Source organism: Asanoa sp. NPDC049475, from assembly GCF_040676915.1.
Classification (GTDB): domain Bacteria; phylum Actinomycetota; class Actinomycetes; order Mycobacteriales; family Micromonosporaceae; genus Asanoa.
The window spans coordinates 600,591-616,946 of record NZ_JBFAPY010000001.1 but is presented as its reverse complement, the minus strand read 5'-3'; the positions used below and the strand labels follow the sequence as shown (position 1 = coordinate 616,946).

The window sequence follows — 16,356 nt, the reverse complement described above, 5'->3', positions numbered from 1 at the left end:
CTCCCGAAAGCGAGCGTCAGCTCAAGCGGGCCTTGAGCGCGTCGAGCTCCGCCCACAGCACGCCCGGCAGCTTGTCGCCGAACTTCTCGAACCACTCCGTGACCTGCGGGATCTCCGCGCGCCACTCCTCGGCGTCCACCCGCAGGGCGGCCGCCACCGATTCCGGCGAGACATCGAGGCCGGACAGGTCGAGCGCCTCCGGCGTGGGCACATGCCCGATCGCGGTCTCCACGGCGTCGGCCCGGCCGTCGAGCCGCTCGACGATCCACTTGAGAACCCGCGAGTTCTCGCCGAAGCCCGGCCAGAGGAAGCCACCGTCGGCGTCGCGCCGGAACCAGTTGACGTAGAAGATCTTCGGCAGCTGGGCCGTGTCGGCGCCCGCGCCCTTGCCCATCTCGATCCAGTGCGCGAAGTAGTCGCCGGCGTTGTAGCCGATGAACGGCAGCATCGCCATCGGGTCCCGGCGCACCACGCCGACCTGGCCGGCCGCGGCGGCGGTGGTCTCCGAGGAGAGCGTCGCGCCCAGGTAGACCCCGTGCACCCAGTCGCGTGCCTCGGTCACCAGCGGGATCGTGGTCTTGCGCCGCCCGCCGAACAGGATCGCGTCGATCGGCACACCCGCCGGGTCGGTGTACTCCGGCGCGATGATCGGGCACTGCGCGATCGGCGTGCAGAACCGGCTGTTCGGGTGCGACGACAGCTCGCCGCTCTCCGGGGTCCACGACTGGCCCTTCCAGTCGGTGAGGTGCGCGGGCGGCTCGCCCATGCCCTCCCACCAGATGTCGCCGTCGTCGGTCAGCGCGACGTTGGTGAACACCGAGTTGCCTCGGGCGAGGGTACGCATCGCGTTGGGGTTGGTCCGGTAGTCGGTGCCCGGCGCGACGCCGAACAGGCCGAACTCGGGGTTGACCGCGTAGAGCCGGCCGTCCTCGCCGAACCGCATCCACGCGATGTCGTCGCCGATCGTCTCGACCTTCCAGCCCGGGATGGTCGGCTCCAGCATCGCGAGGTTGGTCTTGCCGCAGGCCGACGGGAAGGCGCCCGCGACGTACTTGACCACTCCCTCGGGCGAGGTCAGCTTCATGATGAGCATGTGCTCGGCGAGCCAGCCCTCGTCGCGGGCCATCACGCTGGCGATGCGCAACGAGTAGCACTTCTTGCCAAGCAGCGAATTGCCGCCGTAGCCCGAGCCGTACGACCAGATCTCGCGGGTCTCCGGGAAGTGCGAGATGTACTTGGTGTCGCTGCACGGCCAGGGCACGTCGGCTTCGCCTGACGTGAGCGGCGCGCCGAGCGAGTGCAATGCCGGCACGAAGTCGGCGTCGTCGCCCATCGCGCGCAGCACCGTGGTGCCCATCCGGGTCATGATGCGCATCGAGGCGACCACGTACGCGCTGTCGGTGATCTCGACACCGAACATCGGGTTCTCGGCCTCGATCGGGCCCATGCAGAACGGAATGACGTACATCGTCCGACCGCGCATCGAGCCGCGGTAGAGCGCGGTCATCTCCCGCTTCATCTCCGCGGGCGCCATCCAGTTGTTGGTCGGCCCGGCGTCGGCCTCGTCGACCGAGCAGATGAAGGTGCGCTCCTCGACCCGCGCGACATCGGTGGGATCGGTGCGCGCCCAGAAGGAGTTCGGGCGCTTCGACTCGTTGAGACGCACGAGCGTGCCGGCCTCGACTAGTTCGTCGGTCAGGCGGGTCCATTCCTCATCGGACCCGTCGACCCACACCACGCGCTCGGGTGTGGTGAGCTCGGCGACCTCGTTGACCCAGGCCAAAAGTCTGGAGTGCGAAGTGGGCGCTTCGTCGGCGCCGGGAAGGGTGGCCGGACTTGCAGTCATTGTGAACTCCTCGCGGTCGACGCTGACCTATGGGTGCACAAACCAGGGCGGGCTCGCGCCACGCCAGTGCATCTCGGGGTTCAACTCAGACTAAACCGAATGACCGTTAAGGGCAGCGCGGCCGGTTGTGAAAATCTGCACAAGGGACGGTGGGTTTGGCATTCCCCGATGGATGTCACGCTCTCCCGCGCACATTCGCGCATCTCGTCCATCGACATCCCTCTTCCGGGTCGGTGACACCTGGGCGCTCGGCAGGACGCGGACCCACCCATCGGCGCCCCGGGCTGCCAAAACGCCTCTTCCCTCACGCTACGGAGTGACCTACGCTTTTCCTCATAACGAGGGTTTTCTCCCTCACGTTCCCTATAGGCATTTCCGCCCCATTCCTCCCCCTGGAGGCGGCATGACCAGCCCGACGACCACAACCGACCAGCGACCGGAACCCACCGACGGCGACGACGAGCCGTCCGACGCGGATCTCGTCGAGGCCGTCCGCTCCGGAGACACCGGGGCGTACGGAACCCTCTACGTCCGACATGCCGGAGGGGCCCGCCGCCTCGCCGGCACGCTCACCCGGGACCGCGCCGACGCCGACGATCTCGTCGCCGAGACGTTCGCCAAGGTGCTCGCCACGCTCCGTGCCGGCCGCGGCCCGGCCCGTGCCTTCCGGCCCTACCTCTACACGACGCTCAAGCACCTGCGGTACGACCGGCTGCGCTCCGAGCAGCGGGTGGAGTTCACGGATGACCTCAGCCGGTACGAGGCCGGCGTGCCGTTCGCCGATCCCACCGTGGCGCAACTCGACCGGCTCTACGCCGCCCGTGCCTTCGCCCGGCTGCCGGAACGCTGGCGAGCCGTGCTCTGGCACACCGCGGTGCAGGGTGAGTCGCCGGCCCAGGTGGCCGGACGGCTCGGCCTGACGCCGGGCGGGGTCGCCGCGCTGGCCTTCCGAGCCCGGGAGCGCCTGCGGCAGATCTACCTGCAGGAGCACGTGACTCCCGCCGACGCGCCGGCCTGCCGCCAGGTCGCCGCACGGCTGGCCGGTTACCTGCGCGGACGGCTGGCCCGGCGGGTCCGCAGCACGGTCGACGGCCACCTGGCCACGTGCGCGGACTGCCGGGCGGCGCTCGACGAGCTAGCGGATCTCCCAGCCGCCGGCTGACCGATCATGACGGGCGATGCCGGTGTGGTTACCGACCGCGCCGGCCAGCCTCCGGGACGATCACCGTCTGGTTACACGTTTCGTACGTCGCGAACGGGGCGTGCACACAGACGGTAGTCTCGGGCCGTGTCCGCAACCGTTGCCGACGACGAGTCGTCATCTTCGGCCGCCCCTTCGGGGACGGTGGCAAGGTTGCGCGAACGCTTCGGTCATCTGGTCAAGGAACTGGGCAAGTTCGGCACGGTCGGCGGCATCGCGTTCCTCGTCGATCTGCTGATCTTCAACCTGCTGATCTCCGGCGACGGCACCCCGCCGCTGCTCGCGAAGACGATCTCCACGGTGATCGCGGCGACGCTCGCCTTCGTCGGCAACCGGTTCTGGACCTGGCGGCATCGCGAGCGCAGCGGCCTGCGTCGCGAATACCTGCTCTATTTCTTCTTCAACGCCGTCGGTCTCGGCATAGGCCTGGCGTGCCTGGGTATCAGTCATTACGTCCTAGGCGCGATGTGGCCCGCCGTCTTCCAGACCACGCTGGCTGACAACATTTCCGGCCAGTTCATCGGCACGGCCTTCGGCACGCTTTTCCGTTTCTGGTCCTATCGGCGGTTCGTCTTCGTCGATGCGGCGGCACCTCGAACACCGTCCGCGTCGTACCGGGTCACCAAGGGTGACTGAGGACGTGACTTCGCACCCAGCGCCCGCCGTTGGCACGAACTGAATCGCCCGTCTCCCGTAAGGTGGCCCAATGCGCGTGGACCGAATCATGCCCGAGCGGTGGAACAAGCTCCTCCGCGAGGCGCTGAAGTTCGGCATCGTCGGTGGCATCAACACCGTGATCAACTTCGTGGTGTTCAACGCCCTCGCGCTCACGATCTTCCACAACGGGCAGCTCAAGGCGAACGTGATCGCTACGGTCTTCGCGACCGTCACGTCGTACTTCATGAACCGCCACTGGACCTACCGCGATCGCCCGAAGTCGGCCATCCGGCGCGAGACGACGTTGTTCGTGCTCTTCAACGCCACCGGCCTGGTGATCGAGCTCGGCGTGCTGGGCATCGCCAAGTACGGCCTGGACATGCACAGCCTGCTGTGGCTCAACGTCTTCAAGTTCCTCGGCCTCGGCCTGGCCACGATCTTCCGGTTCTACACCTACCGGACCTTCGTGTTCCGGCCCGCGCCAGAGGTCGCCAAGACTGGCCAGCCCAACTCGGTGGCGACGGTCAGGCAGAACGGCCACCACCTCGACGGTGACGTGATCGCGACCTTCGACCCGGTGGCCGAGCTCGCCGAAGTCGTCGAAGAGTTCGAGTCGGCCGGCTCCGCGCGCCGCCACCGTTGAGAGTCCGCCGGATCAGCGGCGACGAGCGGCTGACCACGTCGTTCCCGCTCCAGTCGTACGCCTTCGACAAGTCGCCGAGCGAGCAGGCCGTCTCCCAGCACTACCGGGACTACCTGCCGTACCACTCGGGCAACCACACCCTGGTCGCCGAGGAGGACGGCGCCACCCTGGCGACCGTGGCGGCTATTCCGATGCAGCAGAACGTACGGGGCGCGGTCGTGCCCATGGCCGGTGTCGCCAGCATCGCGACGCACCCGCTGGCTCGCCGCCGCGGCCTCGTCCGCACGTTGCTCAACCAGTTGCTCGAAGACATGCGCGACGACGGCAACCCGGTCTCCACGCTGTACCCGTTCCGGCCGTCGTTCTACGCGCGGTTCGGCTACGTGACCCTGCCGCAGCACCGCACCGCCACGTTCTCACCGGGCGGCCTGACCGACCTCCTCCGCGCCGACCTGCCCGGTGAGCTGCGCTGGCGCCGGATCGCCGACGGCTACGCGGACCACCGTGCGCTGACCCTGCGCCTGCGGGACCAGCTCCACGGCTTCGCGACGTTCCCCGACTTCCGGGCCGTCTCCCTGCGCGACGACCGCAAGTGGGTGGTCACCGCGCACGTCGACGGCGAGGTGGTGGGGTCGCTGCCGTACCGGATCGACGACCACCTCGGTGAGCTGTCCGGCGACACGCTGCTGCACACCGGGCCGCTCGGTCGAACGCTGATCCTCAGCTTCCTGGCCCGGCACACCGACCAGGTCGATCGCGTCAAGCTGGCGCTGCTGCCCGGCGACACGCCCGAGCTGTGGGCCGACGACTTCGGCGTCGAGACGACGGCCGACGCGCGGCCGCCGAGTTCGTCCGCCCCGATGGCCCGGGTGCTGTCGCTGGAGGGCTTGGAGGGCATCGCGGCCGGCCCGGTGGCGATCACCGTCGACGTGGTCGACGACGCGCTGCTGGCGGGCCGCTACCACCTGGACGGCACCGGCGGCTCGCTGCTCGTCGACCGCACGGACGCACCGGCCGCCGCCTCGTTGTCGGCCGCCGGCCTGTCGGCGCTGGTCTACGGCGTCCTCGACCCGATCGAGGTCGGCCTGCGCGGCCTCGGCACCATCCCGCTAGAAGCCGCCGAGGCGCTCCGCGCCCTCTTCCCGCCGCGCCCGCCGTACGTCTTCGCGGAGTTCTAGGGTCTTACCGCCGTCGGCGGTGGCTTCGCGGTGTTCGCGCATGATGTCGCGCATCTCGCCTTCGTCGAGGGTGCCCTTGTCGTGGTCGGCCTCGACGAGCTCGTAGAGCAGCGTCTGCACCTTCTCGACCTGCGGGATGTCGTGCAGGACCTGCTGGCCGCGCTCCCCCGCCGACTCGATGACCAGCGTGCCGGTGCCCAGCAGCCGCTCGAGGAAGTGCTGGTTCATCGAATGGTCGTTGACCCGGCTCAGCGGGATGTCGCGCCGGTCGCGGTTGAAGATGCCGACCTGGAGCAGGATCCGCTGGTCGGTGAAGACGTAGTGCGTGCTCTGCCGGACCAGCACCGGGCGCAGCAGCAACCAGACCAGCACGACCAGCGCGGCCGCACCGATGATGAGCTGCCCGATGCCGCTGGGCACGAAGACCAGCGCCACCACGGCCGCGGCGACCACGAGGAGGGCCAGCAGGATCGGGCGGGCGAGCGTCTTCCAGTGCGGGTGCACGTGCAGCACCACGCGTTCCTCGCTCGTCAGCACGTCCTCGGGAAAAGCCACCGCACACCTCCGCACACGCCTTTGTCGGGGTGAACCTACTGCCTCGCCGGAGCGCCGCGTAGGCCCGGCCGCTGTCGGGTGTCAGCGCAGGTGCAGCACGTCACCGGCGGCGACGGTGCGCTCGCCTTCCGGTGTACGCACGACCAGCCGGCCGCTGTCGTCGACGCCGGTCGCGTCGCCGGTGAACTCGGCGCCGCCCGGCAGCAGGACCCGCACCTCGCGGCCGATCGTGTCGCAGCGGCTGAGGTAGGCACCGCGCAGGCCACTGGCGGCCGCGTCGCCGTCCGCCGCGCGCCAGCGTTCGTACCAGCTCGCCAGCCCGCGCAGCGTGGCCCGCAGCAGCGGGTCGCGGTCGGTCACCTCGGCCCCGGCCAGCCGCAACGACGTGGCCGGCAGGCCGGTCGAGCGCTCGGGCAGCTCGTCGGCGCGGAGTGTCACGTTGAGCCCGATGCCGAGCACCACCGCCGGACCACCGCCGGCGTCCGGCACGCCCTCGGCCAGGATGCCGGCACACTTCGCGTCGCCGACCAGCAGGTCGTTGGGCCACTTGAGAGCCGGCACCACGCCGTCCGGCAGCTCGGCCAGGCGGATCACCGCCTCGGCGACCGCGACACCGGCGAGCAACGGCAGCCAGGCGTACGCCTTCGCCGGCAACGGCGGCCACCCACGCTCGGGGTCGGCGGCACCCGGTCGCAGCAGCACGCTCACGGCGATCCCGGCGCGGGCGGGTGACTGCCATTCCCGGCCCAACCGGCCACGGCCGGCGGTCTGCCGTTCGGCGACCTCGATCAACCCCTCGGGGGCGCCGGCCCGCGCGGCTTCGACGACGTCGGCGTTGGTGGACGCGGTCTCGACGCGCACGTCGAGGCTGGTCCACAGCTCGCCCGGCCCGGTCAGCGCCCGCTCGAGCGACCGGGCGTTGAGCGGCGGACGGTCGAGGTCGGAGTAGGGCGAGCCAGGCACCCGACAAGCCTACGACTCGTGATCACGCACGCCGGGCGCCGCCGTAGACCTGCCCACCGGCCGCGCGGCGGGCCGGCGTCCGGTCGGGCACGGTGACGACCTTGACCCACGCCCGGGACGTGCCCTGCGCAGGCCCGGACGATGCCTGCTGGCTCTGTGCGCCGCGTTGCTGCCTGGCCTGTTCGGCCTCCGTCGCACGCGCACGGCGTCCTGCCGGCTCGGCCGCGCGGGCGCGGCCCCCAGCCGACTCCGCCCCGCGGCCGCGGCCCCCAACCGGCTCCGCAGCGCGGGCGCGGCGTCTTGCGGGTGGCGGCACCTGTCGCGCCGGTGGTGGCGCGTTGTTGTCCCCGTTGGCCGCCGGCGCGGTCCAGGTGCGGTCGCGCGGGTGGCGGGCCGGCCCCGGCCGGCCGCCCGCCACCGGCGTGCGCCCGGGCTGCTCACCCGGGCCACCGGCCGGGGCGCTCTCGCCGAGCGGCCACAACAGCCGGTTCATCGTGAGGAGGACGCCGACGCCTCCGATCAGGAACAGCAGCCCGACGACCATCATCACGTGAGCTATAACGAATGGGGCATTCGACGCGAAACGCTACTGAAGTGTCGAGACGAACCGCACAACCTCCACGACCTGAACCGTCGTTACGATCGGGCCGTGACAGATCAACGCAGCGCCGAGGTCGACATCCACACCACCGCCGGTCGGCTCGCCGACCTCGCGGCCAGGAGCGATGAGGCCACCCACGCGGGCTCGGCGCGCGCGGTCGAGAAGCAGCACGCGCGGGGCAAGAAGACCGCTCGCGAACGGATCGAGATGCTGCTCGACGAGGGCAGCTTCGTGGAGCTCGACGAGCTCGCTCGGCACCGGTCGGTCGCGTTCGGACTCGAGCGGACCCGCCCGTACGGCGACGGCGTGATCACCGGCTACGGCACGGTCGACGGCCGCCCGGTCTGCGTGTTCGCCCAGGACTTCACCGTCTTCGGCGGCTCGCTCGGCGAGGTCTTCGGCCAGAAGATCGTCAAGGTGATGGACCTCGCGATGAAGACCGGCTGCCCGGTGATCGGCATCAACGACTCGGGCGGCGCGCGGATCCAGGAGGGCGTCGTCTCCCTGGGCCTGTACGGCGAGATCTTCTTCCGCAACGTCCGGGCCAGCGGCGTCGTACCCCAGATCTCGCTGGTCATGGGTCCGTGCGCGGGTGGCGCGGTCTACTCGCCGGCGGTCACCGACTTCACCGTGATGGTCGACCAGACGTCGCACATGTTCATCACCGGCCCCGACGTGATCAAGACGGTCACCGGCGAGGACGTGGGCATGGAGGAGCTGGGTGGGGCGCGCACCCACAACACCCGCAGCGGCAACGCGCACTACCTCGCCAGCGACGAGGACGACGCGATCGACTACGTCAAGGCGCTGCTGTCCTACCTGCCGTCGAACAACCTCGACGAGCCGCCCGTCGTCGCCGCGCCCGCGACGTTGGAGATCACCGACGAGGACCGCGAGCTCGACACGCTGGTGCCGGACTCCGCGAACCAGCCGTACGACATGCAGACCGTCATCGCCCACGTGCTCGACGACGGCGAGTTCCTCGAGGTGATGCCGCTCTACGCGCAGAACATCGTGGTCGGCTACGGCCGGGTCGAGGGCCGGCCGGTCGGTGTGGTCGCCAACCAGCCGCTGCACTTCGCCGGCACGCTCGACATCGCCGCGTCCGAGAAGGCGGCCCGGTTCGTGCGCACCTGCGACGCGTTCAACGTCCCCGTGCTGACCTTTGTGGACGTTCCCGGGTTCCTGCCCGGCACCGGCCAGGAGTGGGACGGCATCATCCGCCGCGGCGCCAAGCTCATCTACGCGTACGCCGAGGCGACCGTCCCCAAGCTCACCGTCATCACCCGCAAGGCCTACGGCGGCGCGTACGACGTGATGGGCTCGAAGCACCTCGGCGCGGACCTCAACTTCGCCTGGCCGACCGCGCAGATCGCCGTGATGGGCGCGCAGGGTGCGGTCAACATCCTCTACCGGAGCGAGCTTGCCGAGGCGGAGGACCCGGCCGCGGTGCGCGCCGCGAAGATCCAGGAGTACGAGGACACGCTCGCCAACCCGTACATCGCGGCGGAGCGGGGTTATGTCGACGCGGTCATCCCGCCGCACGAGACCCGCGTCCAGATCGTCCGCGGGCTGCGGGCGTTGCGCACCAAGCGCGAGACGTTGCCGCCGAAGAAGCACGGCAACATCCCGCTGTGACCTTTTCTCAGTGCGCTCCGTACTTCGCCAACGGCTCGACCAGCGAACGCTCCTCATAGGACAGATGGCTCAGTAGCGTGTCGGTGAGCAGGTCGACTTCCGAGCGCAGGCCCTTGAGGTCGCCCTCCCCGCCGACGAGCGCGACCAGCGCCCGGTCCACGCTCTCGATCACCTCGTGGATGACCTTGTGCTCCTCCTCCAGGCGCAGGGTCACCGGCCCCAGCCGCGCGTCGGCCCGACGGAGGTTGGGCAGCATCGAGGCGTCCTCGATGGTGTGGTGCGTGGTGACCAGCCGGCAGTAGGACTCGCAGTAGGTGCCGAGCGTCCAGTTGTTCTGCCGCAGCGTCATCTCGTTGATCGCCGAACGCGCCTCGCCGATCCCGAGCATGCCGGCCTCGACCTGGTCGATCAGGTCGCGCACCTGGGCCAGCTCCTGCCGGAGGTGGTCGTGGATGTCGATCAGCTGCTGGCCGCGAGCACGCTCGTGCCGGCTGTACTTCCGGTCCTCGTCGATCCGCGGTGCGACCGGGCGCTCGCTCTCGTCCCAGAGCGTCCGGTCGGAGAGGCGCGTGCCGTCGTCCGGAGTCGGGGTCAGGCCGAGGCCGGGGATCTCGCCGGAAACGACGATCGGGCTCGCGGCTTTCGCCGGTGGCAGCGGCGTCTTCGGCTCGGCCGGGCGACTGCGTTCGGCGGCGACCAGCTCACGGACCGCCGGCGCGACCTCGACCGCGAACCGCTGCGTCTGCGTGGCGTCGTCGGTGGCCAGGATGAACGCGCTGAAGCCGTGGGTCAGCGCGAGCTCGGCGAGCTGCTCGGCCCAGTCGGCCGGCGAACCGGAGAGCCCGTTGCCACCGCCGGCCGCCTGGCCGAACACGCCGCTGACGTTGACCAGCCGGCGGATCGCCTCGGGCGCGCGACCGGCCTTGACCGCCGCGTCGTCGATCAGCTTGTTCAGCTCCGGCAGTTGGTCGGCCTGCACGTAGCCGAGCGACGGCAGCCAGCCGTCGGCGAGCCGGCCGACCAGGCGCAGCATCCGCGGCTTGTAGGCGCCGACCCAGATGCCGATGTCGTGCGCCGGCTCCGGACCGACCTTGGCGCCGCGCACCTGGTAGTGCCGGCCGTCGACGCGTACCGACGGCCCGGTCTGGCCCCAGATCCCGCGGATCACCGCGATGCCCTCCTCGAGCGCCTCGACCGACTCGGCCGGGGTGCGGCGCGGGCCGCCGTTGGCCGCGATCGCGTCCCAGAAGGCGCCGGCACCGAGGCCGAGCTCGACCCGGCCGCCGCTGAGCAGGTCGAGGCTGGCGGCGGACCGGGCCAGCACGGCCGGCGGGCGCAGCGGCAGGTTGGCCACGTTGGGCGAGACCCGGATCCGCTCGGTGCGGCCGACGATCATCGACAGCAGCGTCCAGGTGTCGAGGAACCCGGCCTGGTACGGGTGATCCTGCGCGGTCACCAGGTCGAGGCCGGCCTGGTCGGCGATCTGGGCGAGCGCGACAATCCGCTCGGGCGCGTCGGCGCGCGGGGTGACGAACGTTCCGAACAAGAGCTCATGCCCGTAGTCGGCCACTGGGGGTACCTCCGAAGACACGGTTGACGCGTCAACCATAACGCAACTGGCTGATACGTCAACCAATGGCTATCGTCACAGGATGGCCACCAACGCAACCCGGGCCGGGGCTCTCAGCGCGCGCGAGGAGCGGGCCTGGGACGGCTACCGCCGGATGCAGTCGTTGCTCTCCAGCCAGCTCAACCGGCAGCTGATCCAGGAGACCGGGCTCTCCGACGCGGACTACGCGATCCTGTCCGCGCTGCTCGCCGCGCCCGGCCACCGCCTGCGCGGGCTGGCCCTGCGCTGTGAGGTGCAGTGGGAGAAGAGCCGGCTCTCCCATCACCTCGGCCGGATGCAGGCCCGCGGCCTGGTGCTGCGGGAGGACTGCGTCGAGGACTCGCGCGGCGCCGTGTTCCAGCTGACGGAGGCCGGCCGGGAGGCGGTCGAGGCCGCCACCGACGACCGGGTCGCCGCCGTCCGAACGTACCTGCTCGACCTGCTCACCCCGGAACAGCTCGACGCGCTGACGGAGATCAGCGGGGCGGTGCTGGCGCGGCTGGCCCAGGACGACCCGCACCGGCGCGCGGTCGCGGAACTGGCCCGCGGCGTCTAGCAGCCGCGCGGCGCGGCGGCGCAGAGCCGGGCGGCGGCGCGCACGCCCAGCTTCCTGGTCGCGGCGGGATCGTCGCTGTCGATGTCGACCTTCTCGACGGTCGCCACCAGGTCGCCGACCCGGACGACCAGCACGGCCGCCGAGCCGAGGTCGGTGTCCCGCTCGCCGGTGAAAGCGGTCATCCGGTGCTCGAACAGCAGCGAGTCGTCACCCGCGAAGTCCCGGCCGACCAGCACCCAGACGTGGGAGGTGCGGACCTTCGTCCGCTCGGCCACCTGGTCGCCGACCGTGGCGAGGTACTTCGGGCACGCCGTGACGGCTTCGGCGGCCTCGTCCACGAGCTGCCGCGCGCCGGTGCCGGGCAGCCGCATCACCGTCTGGTGCAGCACCGGCACCGACGTCTCGGGGCGGCCCTCGATCTTCGGCGGGTACTCCACCGTCTGCTGCCGCCGGAACTCCAAGACCCCTTCATAGGCGCGCACCTTCGGGTACGTCGGGCAGGGCGCGAGCGTGAACGCCCAGTTGCCGACGGGCCGGTCCTGGTCGACGGAGGCTCGCCCCGCGACCAGTCCTGGGCCGACGTCCTCAGGGCTCAGCAGCGCCTCGGGCGGGATCCAGGCCGGGTCGCTCGGGCCGTCGGTCGCCGGTGCCGAGGTCAGCATGGGCGGGGCCGCCGCCGCGCCGAAGAGGTCCGCCTGCTCGGCGCGTGGCTGGGACGGGCGCGTGGACGCCACCCACACACCGGAGAGCAGCACGAGTACGGACAGCGAGGCGGCCAGCGCGGACCGCCGGGCGCGACGACGGGCGGTCCGGCGCAGCTCCTCGCCCTCCGGCCACTCGACCTGACCGAGCTCGGTGGCCAGGCGTTGGGTCAGGTCCGGGTCACGCATCGGCCACCTCCCCCAGCTCGACGGTGAGCAGCCCGGCCAGCGCGGCGCGTCCCCGGGCCAGGCGGGCCTTGACCGTGCCCTCCGGCGCGCCGGTCTCCCGGGCCACCTCGGCCACCGGCATGCCCACCAGGTAGTAGAGCGCGATCGCGGTGCGCTGCTCCTCCGGCAGCCGCCGCAGCGCCGCCACCACCTCGACGGTGTCGGTGTTCGGCGGCGGCACCGACTCGACCGCACCGTGCCGCAGATAGGCGCGCGCCCGGCTGCGCAGGCTCCGCCAGCGGCTGACCGCGATCCGCGCGGCCACCACCCGCATCCACGCCTCGGGGTCGTCGTAGTCCCGCACCGTCGACCAGCGCTGCCAGGCCTTGATGTAGGCCTCCTGGACCGCGTCCTGTGCCTCGGACAGGTCACCGGTCAGCACGTAGACGAATCCGAGCAGCCGTTGCCGGCTGGCCCGGTAGAACTCGTCGAAGTCAGCGCCGTCCACGAAGACCAACACGCACGGGCGGCTCGGTTGGTTGCCGCCCCCTAGGTGGCGATTCCCGCGGCTCGCAGAATCGGCTCGGCCAGTAGGTAGCCGCCGACCAGCAGGGCGACGAGGGCGACCGCGCCGAAGAGCGTGACCCAGAGGAGCGCCGGCACGTGGGTGACCCTTGCGAGCTGGTCGGCGTCCGAGTCGGGCAGCCGGCCCCGGCTGCGCAGCGTCTGCAGCTCGCCGACCGGGCGCACGCCACCGACCAGCAGGAACCAGACCGCGAGGTACGCGAAGATGGCCTGCACCTGCGGCGAGCCGAACCAGGAGACCGCGAACACCACGGCGCCGGTCACCACGACCGAGAAGACGCCGTACGGGTTGCGGATCAGCATGAGCATCGCCAGCAGCAGCACGACGGTGACCCAGAGCAGCAGGGTGATGTGGTTGCCGCCGAGCAGCACCGCACCGCCGAGCCCGAGCAGCGACGGTGCGACGTACCCGCTGAACAGGGTTATGGCCATCCCCGGACCGGTCGGCCGGCCTGCGGACAGGGTCAGCCCGGAGGTGTCGGAGTGCAGCCGCACGCCGCGCAGCCTGCGGCCCGTGAGCAGTGCCGCCAAGGCGTGGCCGCCTTCGTGGGCGATGGTGATCGCGCCACCCGCCACCCGCCACGGGCCGCGCACGACGACCACCGCGAGGGCCAGCAGGGCGGTCACCACGACCAGCCAGGAGGGTGGGTCGGGTTGGGCGCCGAACAGGCGATCCCAGATGTCCGTCACCTCGTCGAGCCGCATGGCCCGCGACAGTACTACGCGTCGCGCCTGACGGTCGCCTGCGGACGCCGCATCCGGGCGGCGCAGCCCGCCACGGCGCCGCCGGTGGCCAGGCACAGAAGGGTGATCAGCACGGTGAGTCCCGCGTTGACCACGACGAGCATGAGGTCGCCGATCGCGACCAGCGCCCAGAGCAGATAGCTCGGAATCGTCCCGTGTCGCCGGTGAACCATCTCGTCACCTCCTTCCGTTCCGCGGGTGTCATTACCCAACGGGACGAGAGGCAATCCGGCTTTTTAGCGCCTGGCCGGCTGGAACCCTTCGATGATGACGTTGAGCATCGGCTTGCTCGCCTGCCACCGGCTGTCGGGAGTGCTGAAGTAGATCGAGTACGCCTGGTCGCGTGCGGTGACGAAGCCGCGATTGAGCACGTGCAGCCGGGTGCCGCTGTTGGAGGTGTAGGTGAACTCCCAGTCGGCAGCTTCGCGCCAGTAGTCGACGGTCTTGATTTTGACCCGCTGGTAGTTGTCGTAGCCGCTTCGCCGGGCCGCCTCGTTGTTGAGCCAGTCCTGGCGCGGGTCGGGCTTCGGGTCGCGGGTCTGGTCGATCAGCAGGAACCGGCTGCCGTTGGGCTCGGTCCACCTGGCCCGGCCGCCGCTGTCTTCGCTGTAGGTCCAGCCCTCGGGGACGGGCACCTTGAATCCGGTGCCGTTGTCGCGCATGCGCCAGCCCGCGGGGAGCGTGAACGCCGGCGGCTCCACGGGCGTGGTCGGTGCCGGTGGGTTGGTCGTCGGTGCTGGCTTGGTCGTCGTCGTCGCCTCGCCGGTCGGCGGCGGGGCGGCCTGGGTGGTGCCGGCCGGCGGGTTCTGGCTCTTCTTGGTGTCCGGATCGTCGCGGAGGAGGAGCAGGACGACGGCCATCATGAGTACGACGGCCGCCAGCGCCGCGCCCGCGATGGCCAGCGGCTTGGTCCGCTTGTCTGCCCGGGGGTTGTCGCTCTGGTCTGTGCGGGCCTGGGTGGCGGGCGGGGGCGGGACCGAGGCGCGGCCGGCCGGTGAGATCGGGCGGGCGACGGGGCCGCCGGGCGAGGTCGGGCGGGATGCCGGGGACGTCGGGCGGGCCGGCACGTCGCCGGGTACGACTGCCGGGCGCGTCGCGTCCGCCGGTGGGGCGGGCGAGGTCGGGGCCGGGGTCGGCGCGGCTGGGGAGGTCGGGGTCGGCGCGGGTGCTAGCGCCTTGCCTGCGGCGGCGGGTGAGACCGGCGCCGCGGGGCTGGTGGGTGCGGCCGGGCTGGTAGGCGCGGCCGGGCTTGCGGATGTGGCCGGGCTCGTGGGTGCGGCGGGGCTCGTGGGTGCGGCCGGGTTCGTGGCCGGGCTCGTGGGTGCGGCCGGGTTCGTGGCCGGGCTCGTGGGTGCGGCCGGGCTCGTGGGTGCGGCCGGGCTCGTGGGTGCGGGGGCGGGTGAGATCGGCCAGACGCCGGCGCCGGGTGGGTTGTGCGGGGTGCGTTGGCGCGGTGCCGGGTTCCCCGGTGCGGCCGGGCTCTGGGGAGTCGGCGCGGCCGGGGAGGCGGGTGCCGCGGGGAGGGCCGGGAAGCCTTGGCGGTCGCGGAAAGCGGTGGGCCGGCGTACACCGTCGAGAAGAGGGCGACGAGCGACGGTCTTGCGGCCGGACGCGCGGCGCAACAGCCGGTCGGCCTCTTCCGGGTCGATCCGGTCAGCCGGATCCTTGCGCAGCAGTCCACTGAGGACGGGCCGAAGCGGCCCGGCCCGACGGGCGGGCGCCGGCGGCTCGGTGGCCAGCGCGGCCAGGGTGGCCAGCGCGGACGGCCGCGCGAACGGCGACTGCCCTTCGACCGCGGCGTAGAGGGTGGCGCCGAACGACCACATGTCGGTGCGGGGTCCGGAGGTGCCGTCCCGTGCCCGCTCGGGCGCGATGTAGGCCGGAGATCCCAGGACCAGCCCGGTGCGGGTGACCGTGGGATCGCCCGGAATGGTGGCCAGCCCCCAGTCGGTGAGAACGACCCGGCCGTCGTCGGCCAGCAGAACGTTGGCGGGCTTGATGTCGCGGTGCACGACCCCGGCCCGGTGCGCGGTGCGGAGGGCGGCCAGCATGCCGAGCCCGATCTCCGCGACCCGAGCGGGTGGAAGCGGCCCGTCGTTGGCGATCACGTCCTGGAGCGAGCGGGAGGCCACGTACTCCATGACGATCCAGGGATCGCCGTCGGTGCGCAGGACGTCGAAGATGCGTACCACGTTGATGTGGTTGAGCCGCGCGATCGCGCGAGCCTCGCGCAATGATCGTTCGCGCATCTCCCGACGCTCGTCGTCGGTAAGTCCCGGCGGCGGGACAAGTTCCTTGATCGCCACCTCGCGGTGCAGCACTTCGTCGAGGGCCCGCCAAACCCGGCCCATGCCGCCTTGACCGAGCGGTTCGAGAAGCCGATACCGGTCGGCGACGAGCTGGGGCTGAGTCATCGACATCACCCAAAACCGTACCTGTGCCCCCTGACAGCCACACGGGCGGCAGTTACTCGTGTGACGCAGACCGGCCGTACGCTGGTGGGATGTCGGAGGAACCCCTGTTCAAGGTCACCCGCGGAACGCCGACCGCCGAAGAGCTGGCCGCCCTGGTAGGCGTGCTGTCGGTCCGCCTCCGCCCGGCTGTCTCGCCTCCGACGCCCGTTTCATCACATTGGACCCGATCGGCGCGACCTGGTGTTTTGTCCGCCGGCCCTGGCGCATGGCGGGCGTCGGGCTTGCCGCGCTAAATCG

The 16,356-nt window shown here is 71.3% G+C and carries 16 protein-coding genes and 1 pseudogene; 7 read left to right on the top strand and 10 right to left on the bottom strand.

Annotated elements, in window-relative coordinates:
* Positions 1–16: 16 nt before the first annotated feature.
* On the bottom strand, positions 17–1,846 hold the full coding sequence (locus tag AB0J88_RS02950; protein ID WP_364355592.1) for a phosphoenolpyruvate carboxykinase (GTP): 1,830 nt from the start codon (positions 1,844–1,846) through the stop codon (positions 17–19).
* Positions 1,847–2,249: 403 nt separating this feature from the next.
* Between AB0J88_RS02950 and AB0J88_RS02945 the strand changes: the two genes are divergently transcribed.
* From AB0J88_RS02945 to AB0J88_RS02930, 4 genes and pseudogenes are all read left to right on the top strand, one after another.
* Positions 2,250–3,008 carry a sigma-70 family RNA polymerase sigma factor gene (locus AB0J88_RS02945; protein WP_364355595.1) on the top strand — a complete coding sequence of 253 codons (759 nt, stop codon included), beginning with the start codon at positions 2,250–2,252 and terminating at the stop codon, positions 3,006–3,008.
* 126 nt (positions 3,009–3,134) lie between these two features.
* Positions 3,135–3,683 (top strand): GtrA family protein, encoded by a 549-nt coding sequence (locus tag AB0J88_RS02940; protein WP_364355598.1) that lies wholly within the window; start codon positions 3,135–3,137, stop codon positions 3,681–3,683.
* A 70-nt stretch (positions 3,684–3,753) separates the two neighbouring features.
* A pseudogene (locus tag AB0J88_RS02935) lies at positions 3,754–4,323 on the top strand (GtrA family protein); the annotation flags it as partial.
* Between the two features lie 20 nt (positions 4,324–4,343).
* Positions 4,344–5,525, top strand: a complete 1,182-nt coding sequence (locus AB0J88_RS02930; RefSeq protein ID WP_364355601.1) for a GNAT family N-acetyltransferase — start codon at positions 4,344–4,346, stop codon at positions 5,523–5,525.
* Here the strand turns inward: AB0J88_RS02930 and AB0J88_RS02925 are convergent.
* The 3 genes from AB0J88_RS02925 to AB0J88_RS02915 all read right to left on the bottom strand — a co-directional run bounded on the left by AB0J88_RS02925 (position 5,457) and on the right by AB0J88_RS02915 (position 7,590).
* On the bottom strand, positions 5,457–6,080 hold the full coding sequence (locus AB0J88_RS02925; protein WP_364355604.1) for a PH domain-containing protein: 624 nt from the start codon (positions 6,078–6,080) through the stop codon (positions 5,457–5,459). The genes AB0J88_RS02930 and AB0J88_RS02925 overlap by 69 nt on opposite strands.
* A gap of 81 nt (positions 6,081–6,161) precedes the next feature.
* Positions 6,162–7,043 (bottom strand): biotin--[acetyl-CoA-carboxylase] ligase, encoded by an 882-nt coding sequence (locus AB0J88_RS02920; RefSeq protein WP_364355607.1) that lies wholly within the window; start codon positions 7,041–7,043, stop codon positions 6,162–6,164.
* 22 nt (positions 7,044–7,065) lie between these two features.
* Positions 7,066–7,590, bottom strand: a complete 525-nt coding sequence (locus AB0J88_RS02915; protein ID WP_364355610.1) for a hypothetical protein — start codon at positions 7,588–7,590, stop codon at positions 7,066–7,068.
* A 102-nt stretch (positions 7,591–7,692) separates the two neighbouring features.
* On the opposite strand from AB0J88_RS02915, the gene AB0J88_RS02910 reads away from it, so the two are divergent.
* Complete coding sequence (locus AB0J88_RS02910; protein WP_364355613.1) at positions 7,693–9,282, top strand: acyl-CoA carboxylase subunit beta; 1,590 nt, start codon at positions 7,693–7,695, stop codon at positions 9,280–9,282.
* Positions 9,283–9,289: 7 nt separating this feature from the next.
* Here AB0J88_RS02910 and AB0J88_RS02905 read toward each other — a convergent pair whose 3' ends face one another.
* Positions 9,290–10,852 carry an LLM class flavin-dependent oxidoreductase gene (locus tag AB0J88_RS02905; protein WP_364355616.1) on the bottom strand — a complete coding sequence of 521 codons (1,563 nt, stop codon included), beginning with the start codon at positions 10,850–10,852 and terminating at the stop codon, positions 9,290–9,292.
* Positions 10,853–10,934: 82 nt separating this feature from the next.
* Here AB0J88_RS02905 and AB0J88_RS02900 point away from each other — a divergent pair, with 82 nt between their 5' ends.
* A complete protein-coding gene (locus AB0J88_RS02900; protein WP_364355619.1) occupies positions 10,935–11,447 on the top strand; it encodes a MarR family transcriptional regulator in 513 nt (170 codons plus the stop codon).
* Here AB0J88_RS02900 and AB0J88_RS02895 read toward each other — a convergent pair.
* The 5 genes from AB0J88_RS02895 to AB0J88_RS02875 all read right to left on the bottom strand — a co-directional run bounded on the left by AB0J88_RS02895 (position 11,444) and on the right by AB0J88_RS02875 (position 16,065).
* Positions 11,444–12,337, bottom strand: coding sequence for a hypothetical protein (locus AB0J88_RS02895; protein ID WP_364355622.1), 894 nt, complete (start codon positions 12,335–12,337; stop codon positions 11,444–11,446). The genes AB0J88_RS02900 and AB0J88_RS02895 overlap by 4 nt on opposite strands.
* On the bottom strand, positions 12,330–12,824 hold the full coding sequence (locus AB0J88_RS02890; RefSeq protein WP_364355958.1) for a SigE family RNA polymerase sigma factor: 495 nt from the start codon (positions 12,822–12,824) through the stop codon (positions 12,330–12,332). The genes AB0J88_RS02895 and AB0J88_RS02890 overlap by 8 nt, the downstream gene beginning before the upstream one ends.
* A gap of 41 nt (positions 12,825–12,865) precedes the next feature.
* Positions 12,866–13,606, bottom strand: coding sequence for a M50 family metallopeptidase (locus tag AB0J88_RS02885; RefSeq protein ID WP_364355625.1), 741 nt, complete (start codon positions 13,604–13,606; stop codon positions 12,866–12,868).
* A gap of 14 nt (positions 13,607–13,620) precedes the next feature.
* A complete protein-coding gene (locus tag AB0J88_RS02880) occupies positions 13,621–13,818 on the bottom strand; it encodes a hypothetical protein (protein WP_364355627.1) in 198 nt (65 codons plus the stop codon).
* A 63-nt stretch (positions 13,819–13,881) separates the two neighbouring features.
* Positions 13,882–16,065 (bottom strand): serine/threonine-protein kinase, encoded by a 2,184-nt coding sequence (locus tag AB0J88_RS02875; protein WP_364355629.1) that lies wholly within the window; start codon positions 16,063–16,065, stop codon positions 13,882–13,884.
* 83 nt (positions 16,066–16,148) lie between these two features.
* On the opposite strand from AB0J88_RS02875, the gene AB0J88_RS02870 reads away from it, so the two are divergent.
* On the top strand, positions 16,149–16,352 hold the full coding sequence (locus tag AB0J88_RS02870) for an acyl-CoA carboxylase subunit epsilon (protein WP_364355632.1): 204 nt from the start codon (positions 16,149–16,151) through the stop codon (positions 16,350–16,352).
* The last annotated feature ends 4 nt before the right edge of the window (positions 16,353–16,356 follow it).

Coding starts and splice junctions, on each gene's coding strand:
- AB0J88_RS02950 (WP_364355592.1), bottom strand. CDS start 1,846: ATGACTGCAAGTCCGGCCACCCTTCCCGGCGCCGACGAAGCGCCCACT.
- AB0J88_RS02945 (WP_364355595.1), top strand. CDS start 2,250: ATGACCAGCCCGACGACCACAACCGACCAGCGACCGGAACCCACCGAC.
- AB0J88_RS02915 (WP_364355610.1), bottom strand. CDS start 7,590: ATGATGGTCGTCGGGCTGCTGTTCCTGATCGGAGGCGTCGGCGTCCTC.
- AB0J88_RS02900 (WP_364355619.1), top strand. CDS start 10,935: ATGGCCACCAACGCAACCCGGGCCGGGGCTCTCAGCGCGCGCGAGGAG.
- AB0J88_RS02895 (WP_364355622.1), bottom strand. CDS start 12,337: ATGCGTGACCCGGACCTGACCCAACGCCTGGCCACCGAGCTCGGTCAG.
- AB0J88_RS02885 (WP_364355625.1), bottom strand. CDS start 13,606: ATGCGGCTCGACGAGGTGACGGACATCTGGGATCGCCTGTTCGGCGCC.
- AB0J88_RS02880 (WP_364355627.1), bottom strand. CDS start 13,818: ATGGTTCACCGGCGACACGGGACGATTCCGAGCTATCTGCTCTGGGCG.
- AB0J88_RS02875 (WP_364355629.1), bottom strand. CDS start 16,065: ATGTCGATGACTCAGCCCCAGCTCGTCGCCGACCGGTATCGGCTTCTC.
- AB0J88_RS02870 (WP_364355632.1), top strand. CDS start 16,149: ATGTCGGAGGAACCCCTGTTCAAGGTCACCCGCGGAACGCCGACCGCC.